The organism is Nocardiopsis trehalosi NBRC 14201, assembly GCF_001552555.1.
Taxonomy (GTDB): domain Bacteria; phylum Actinomycetota; class Actinomycetes; order Streptosporangiales; family Streptosporangiaceae; genus Nocardiopsis_B; species Nocardiopsis_B trehalosi.
Genome location: NZ_BCRK01000263.1, coordinates 1 through 6,054 on the forward strand (window position 1 = coordinate 1; position 6,054 = coordinate 6,054).

The 6,054-nt window shown below is 72.0% G+C and carries 5 protein-coding genes; 2 read left to right on the forward strand and 3 right to left on the reverse strand.

Features of this window, described 5'->3' with window-relative positions; translation table 11 throughout:
- Positions 1–13 precede the first annotated feature (13 nt).
- A complete protein-coding gene (locus tag NT8_RS26650) occupies positions 14–1,819 on the reverse strand; it encodes a polymorphic toxin-type HINT domain-containing protein (protein ID WP_157515992.1) in 1,806 nt (601 codons plus the stop codon).
- Positions 1,820–1,950: 131 nt separating this feature from the next.
- On the reverse strand, positions 1,951–2,283 hold the full coding sequence (locus tag NT8_RS26655) for a hypothetical protein (protein WP_067975449.1): 333 nt from the start codon (positions 2,281–2,283) through the stop codon (positions 1,951–1,953).
- An 848-nt stretch (positions 2,284–3,131) separates the two neighbouring features.
- On the opposite strand from NT8_RS26655, the gene NT8_RS26660 reads away from it, so the two are divergent.
- On the forward strand, positions 3,132–3,830 hold the full coding sequence (locus NT8_RS26660; protein WP_067975451.1) for a tRNA-dependent cyclodipeptide synthase: 699 nt from the start codon (positions 3,132–3,134) through the stop codon (positions 3,828–3,830).
- 57 nt (positions 3,831–3,887) lie between these two features.
- Here the strand turns inward: NT8_RS26660 and NT8_RS26665 are convergent, their stop codons facing one another.
- Complete coding sequence (locus NT8_RS26665; RefSeq protein WP_067975457.1) at positions 3,888–4,910, reverse strand: methyltransferase; 1,023 nt, start codon at positions 4,908–4,910, stop codon at positions 3,888–3,890.
- A 564-nt stretch (positions 4,911–5,474) separates the two neighbouring features.
- Here NT8_RS26665 and NT8_RS26670 point away from each other — a divergent pair.
- Positions 5,475–5,849 carry a helix-turn-helix domain-containing protein gene (locus tag NT8_RS26670; protein ID WP_067975454.1) on the forward strand — a complete coding sequence of 125 codons (375 nt, stop codon included), beginning with the start codon at positions 5,475–5,477 and terminating at the stop codon, positions 5,847–5,849.
- The last annotated feature ends 205 nt before the right edge of the window (positions 5,850–6,054 follow it).

The window sequence follows — 6,054 nt, forward strand, 5'->3', positions numbered from 1 at the left end:
CGCGGATCAGCGGTCACGGGATCTCGTCCGGTCGCGCGGGGCGGACCATGCTCTGTTCACCCACGTAGATGGCTCCTGGTCGAGGGGAGTTGTGCTCGTAGTAGACGACGTGCGGCGTCGGCACCCCGGCATGCGTCGCGCCTTCGAGGTCGACGCGCTTGATGGCGTTGCCGTTCTCGTCGTACACAATGTAGTTGCTGATGTTCCCGGTGGCGGGGTTGCGCTTGTAGACCGCCGTACTCGGCGGGCCGCCCTGCATCGGGAAGTTGTTGCGCGCCCGCCCGCGCCGGGATCCCGGCGGGGTCTGCCACTCCTGCCCTTCCGCGATGAGTTCCGACGCCTCGGGCAGGTGGCTGTCGTCCGGAACACTCCGCCGGCCGTTGCTCGCGCATTGGCCCGGCTGGAGCTGGCTGTTGTAGTTGTGGACGAGGACGGCGTCGGCCCCCGTACCCACGTAGTAGGTGTGGATACCGGCGACGGTGAGGTTGTGGACCTGCTGGTCCGCGGTGGTGCGGGTGTCGACGGCGGTGACCTCGGCCCAGGTGCCGGTGGAGGTGCGCAGGACGGTGCCCGGGGTGAGGTCGATGGCGTCGGTCCAGCGGGCCGCCTCCGGGTCCCAGAACGGGTGCTCGTCGGTCGCGGTGATAGTGGCCGGGGCGCCGGTGCCGTCGGCCACGGTGATCTCGACGAGGGTCTTTTCCCCGTCTCCGACGATGGTGTCGGTGACGGTCCGCGGCCCCTCCTCGCCCGTCAGCGGGTCGAAGGCCAGTACCGCGTCGCCCACGGCGACGTCCTCGATCGGCGCGGACGTGCCGTCCGCGAGCAGGACCGGGGTGCCCGGAAGGAAGCTGTTGCCGTTGGTACACGACGGCCCATCATCGCCGTCCTCCTCCCGCTCGTCCTCGCTGCTGTCGGAATCCTCGTCCTCGTCGCGGTCCGGGCGGTCGGGCCGGTCGGGGAAGGAACCGCTTCCCGGGGTGAGGTCGAGGCGGCCCGACCAGCGCAGTGGAGAGAGGCTGCCGACAAGGCCGTTCCATAGTGCGTGGGCCGTGGCCTCGCCGTCGCGGCCGTCTTCGACGGCATCGTAGTACTCCTCGTCGAAGATGTCGTTGACCGTGTTCTCGACGAGTCCACCGCCGACCGTCCGCCAGTAGTCGTAGAAGATGCCGGCGTTCGCGGCGAGGTGATCGCCGTTCTCCCGGCGCTCCTCGGCGACCTCCACGTAGGGGGCCATCGCATCGTTGAGGCCCTGGTCCATCTCGTCCCAGGTCGCGAGGAAGGTGTCCTGCTTGTCGCTCAGGTATCCACCGATGTCCTCGCTGGCCTCGTTGTACTCCAGAGCGATGTCGTCCCTGAGGGTGGTGAGGCCGTCTTGGGTATGGTCGACGAACGCTTCCCCGAACTCCTGGGTCTCGTTCCAGAGGCCGGTGGGCCCGTCGTTGCCGACCGTCTGCAGGACCACCGCCGGGTTGCCCGTATCGAAGACGGCGTCGTCCGCGCCCCAGTCGCCCCCGCCACCGTCGACCGCCGGCCGGACCTCGAAGGGCGTGTCCTCGGTGAGGTCGGCGGTCTCCGCGCTGGACGAGGGGGCCGGGTCGGGCCTTGGCGCGGGCTCTTGGTCGGCGGGGGCGTCGTCGGAGGGGCCGGCTTCCTCCGGGCCGCCGGCGACGCTGCCGACCGCGTCCTCGATCAGCCCGGAGACGCGCTGGTCGATCCCCGTGCCCACGACGGCGGCGAGAATGGCGGCGACCAGGAGGATCACGGCCCCGTATTCGACCATGTTCGCGCCGCGGTCGGGATCATGGATTCTGCGCAGCAAGGTTCGCCATCAATCTAACTCGCACGGGAAAGGACTGGGGGGTGGTGACGAGTGGAGAGAGAATGGGGTCGGTGAAAAGGAGCGGAATCCGGTGGCCGGCGCGCCGTTAGGACCGAGGGAAAGGGCGCGGGTCAGGCGGATACGCGTTCTCGGCGCAGGAATTCGCGGGCCGGCCGGCGCAGAACGAAGGCGAGGGAGAGCGCCGGGATGATCAGCTGGAAGATGCCGGCGATCGTCCCGGTCAGCAGGTTGGCGAGAGCCATCAGGCCGAGCAGCGCCTGCAGGGCGACGATCGACCAGAACAGCGGGCGGCCGCCGAGGGGCAAGCGGAGCGCGAACACCAGGTAGGCGATGCCCGGCCAGGTCACCCATAGCACATAGGCGAGTGCGCTCCCGTCGAGGCCCCCGATGGCCATTCCGGCGACGGCGCCGATGGCGTAGAGTCCGGCCCCGACGAAGAGCACGATCCGCAGGCTCTTCAGGTGTTGGGGAAGCGGGCGACGCACAGGAACTCCCAAAATAGAACCGACCGCGATCAATCGGACGTGTCCGACGTTATCAGCGCACAGTGACAAGCTCGGCGATGTGCGTAGGGACACGGGGCGAGGGGGTGCCGCGTCTTCGGACCGGTCCCCCGGGGTGCGTCCGCCGCTCCGGTCCCACCCGTGCACCCGTGCACTTCGCCTGACGAGCGGGAACGGGGTGCCCGCCCGGACGGTGTGGACCATTTTGGAGTCCTCGGACGTCCCTCCCGCTTCACAGCTGACTCGGCCGGATGCGGCCAGCTCCGGGCGCCGACGCGACTGGCCCCACCCAGGTCGACCGCGCGCCCGGAGACGTCTGCCGCTCGTAACGTGCGATGGGCCCCGCCCCGAAGGCCGGCGCCGCCTCCCGGTCGGCGTCCACAGGGACGCGGCGGCGCGCCTTGGTGGCACTCTGGTGTGCCCCAGCCGAGGGACGCCGGTCATCCACCGACGGGGTCAGGCCGCCGGGGCGACCCGGTGCCGAAGCGAAGGCTTCGCGCGCCTCGCCACCCGTAGACGTACACGGGCCCCAACGCGGGCTCCACCACAGGGCTCCAACCCAGGCGGGGTGTCCGGCAGAGTCGGGCCAGTGGGCGACGGCGGGACTCGGGGGTGAGCAGGTGCCTGTACGATGCGCTGAGTGACGACCTCATCACCCAACGTCTATGACGCGGGTGGCGGCGTGAGGGCCGGCCGGTCCTGTGCTCATCCGCCGTCGCGCCTCCGCCGCCTCGAATGCCTCCCCGACCACCCGTGCGACCGCGCGGCGTCCGTCCCGGGGGAGCCCGATGCCATCCCCGCCTGACCCACGGCCGTCCATCGAGCGGCACGGCGACTTCGACGTCCAGTCGTTCAGCGACACCTGCCACCGCCTCTTCCTGCGCGGGGAGCACGCCCTTCTGGGGGTGAGCGCCGGCAACAGCTACTTCAGCCAGCAGCGCATCGCGCGCCTCCTCGCGTGGGCCCAGGAGCACTTCGCCGCCGTCGACCTGCTCTACGTCGACGTGCACATCGACACCATGCACATGGCGTCCGGTTGCAGCAGGGAGCACGCCGCGTCGCGGGCGGCCCGCGCCGTGCGGGACGTCCGGCGCCGCGTCCGCCGCGCCATGGAGGCGACCGCCGCCGACCCGGACAGGGTCCGTGTCCGCGCGCTGTCGGAGTGCGCCGGCCTGCCCGGGTACCAGGCCGTCGTCCGGCGCGTCGACCGCGATATCGCCACCGACGAGCGGCTGCGGCAGGCGTGCGAAGAGCACGTCCGGCACCTTCTCGGCCCGCGACCTGACCCGGACGGCGCCCTCCTGCGCGCAGGGCTCGCCTACCTGCGCGCCGAACTGCCCTTTCTCGTCAACACCCCGGACATATTGGGGGTGCCGTCCTCGGTGGTCTGCTACCACGCGGAACTGCCGGTCCTCTCGCGGCTGTACGAGGGCGCGTCCTGCTTCCACCCCCGGCAGGGGCACGTCATCATCCGCCCGCCCGAGTGATGGGAGGCCGCCGCCCATCACTCGGGCGGGCGCCGTGACCGCTGAACTGGGGAGGCGCTAAGCGCGGCGCACCTCCAGGGTCGACTCGGCGTCGTCGACACGGTGAACCCGGTGCAGAGTGAGACCGGCACGGGCGAACAGATCGTCGTACTCCGCCACCGTGCGCAGTGGAGCACCGTAGAGCACGAACATGTACAGGCTCATCGCCTGGATGAACGGGCTCGCCCCGTCCGGACCGGGAAGGTGGCCGATGATCAGCAGCCGCGAGGAGTGGTGCATGGCCTCCCGGAGGGTGCGAAGGATGCGCACCGCCTCCTCATCGGGCCAGTTCTGCATGACCCGGGCCACCAGGTAGACGTCGGCACCGGGCGGTACCCGGTCGAAGAAGCTGCCGCCCACCACGGTGCACCGGTCCGCCACCCCCCGTTCCCGCAGCAGGGGCGCGGCGGTGGCCACGACGTGGGGCAGGTCGAATAGCAGCCCCTCGGCCTCGGGGTGGCGGCTCAGGACGGCGGCGAGCAGCGCGCCCTCGCCGCCGCCGACGTCGACCACGCGCTCCGTGCCGGCCAGGTCGATGTTGCGCAGCACTGGCTCGACCGCGATGGAGCCGTCCATCGCAGTGTTGAACAGCGCGGCGGCGTCGGGCCGCTCCTCCAGGTAGGTGAACAGCGGGCGCCCGGTGTGGACCTCGATGGCCGAAACGCCCGCACGGACGGCGGGGGCGAGGCGGGACCACGCGGGGAGGAAGGCGCCATCGGTGTACATGCGGACGAGGTCGCGCCGGCTCCCCGGCTCATCGACACGCAGGCGCCGGCCCGCTGCGGTCAGGGCGAACCGGCCGGGCAGGGGCTCGGCCACCATCCCGGCGGCCGCCCCGGCGCGCAGTACCACCGTCAGCCCGCGCTCCGACGCGTGGACGTTCCGCGCCACGTCGGCCGCCGAGCGGGGGCCGTCCGCGAGTTCCTCGACCACACCCAGTTCGACCAGCGCGGCGACCGCGTGCATGAGCAGCGCCGAGGACATCAACCGCGTCAGCGGCCGGTCGGCGGGGTCGATCCCCGAGGGGATCTCTTCTGTCATGTCCACAGCTCGTCCTTCCGAGGCGCGACCTAGTAGGGCAGGGGGGTGCAGTCCCGGTAGAGACGCAACCTCTCCCTCGGTAATCATCCCCGCACCGTGAGTGAAAGTACATCGGTTTGCGCGTCGGCTCGCCCGCCGGTCCGCGGACGCGGGCGGAGGGAGACGGCCACCGGAACCGGCCGGATCCGACAGCGGAGTGGTGTGCGGGCGATGGCGTCGCGCGGGCCGGGAGGACGTGGCATCCGGCGCGTTGACGGCGGCCTGGAGAGAGACCGGTCGGCGGCGGCGCCCAAGGCCGCCGGCGGGCGTTCCACCGGTCGTCCTCGGCGCCACCGGAAGGGAGAAGCCGAAGGCGGAGGCGCAGCGGGTGCGGTAGCCCTGCTCCGTGGCGGATCCCATGGGGCTCCGGGCTCCGAGGGCCGGGGCATCGCGGGAGGGGCCCCGGGTATGCGCGGTTCTGCCCGGCGCAGAAACGGGCGGACGGGCGTGGTTCCGGCGGGCGGCGCGCACTACGGTGTGGACGGAGAGAGCGTCATCACCCGTCGAACGGCAGCGGAGGAACCCATGTCCCAGCCCGTCCCGTTTCCCGGCCGCGACGGGTCGGCGGTCGGTCGCCGCGCCGTGGACGAGGACCCGCTGATGCGCGACCTCATCGGCGCCACGCTGCGCCGGGCCCGCCTGGAGCAGGGGCGGACGCTGCGCGAGGTCGCGGAGGACGCCCGGGTGTCGCTGCCCTACCTCTCGGAGGTCGAGCGCGGCCGCAAGGAGCCCTCGTCCGAGGTGCTCGCCGCCATCACCCAGGCGCTCGGCCTGCGGGTGATCGACCTGCTCGACAGCATGCGCATGGAGGTCGCCCCCGCTCCCATGGCGCCGATCCCGGGCCGCGCCGGATCGGTGCCGGCCGGGGGAGCCCGCGCGTCCCTCATGCTGGTCGCCTGACCGGAGCCCACCGGGAACCGGCCGGCCGAGTGGGGCCGGCCGACCGGCGCGCCCGCGCGAATCTTCCCGTATCGGCCGCAACGGCTTGAGGGCGGACCTTCCCCGTTCCCGCGCGGGTTCCCCTCCATCGGCCGCAAGACCGTGAGAACGGACCATTTTCCGGCCTCCCCCCGCCCCCGCGGCCGCCCGGCCCGGCTTACCGGGG

What these genes read in the sequence shown, in the direction of transcription:
- NT8_RS26660 (WP_067975451.1), top strand. Translation starts at nt 3,132, where the DNA reads ATGCCATCCCCGCCTGACCCACGGCCGTCCATCGAGCGGCACGGCGAC.
- NT8_RS26665 (WP_067975457.1), bottom strand. Translation starts at nt 4,910, where the DNA reads ATGACAGAAGAGATCCCCTCGGGGATCGACCCCGCCGACCGGCCGCTG.
- NT8_RS26670 (WP_067975454.1), top strand. Translation starts at nt 5,475, where the DNA reads ATGTCCCAGCCCGTCCCGTTTCCCGGCCGCGACGGGTCGGCGGTCGGT.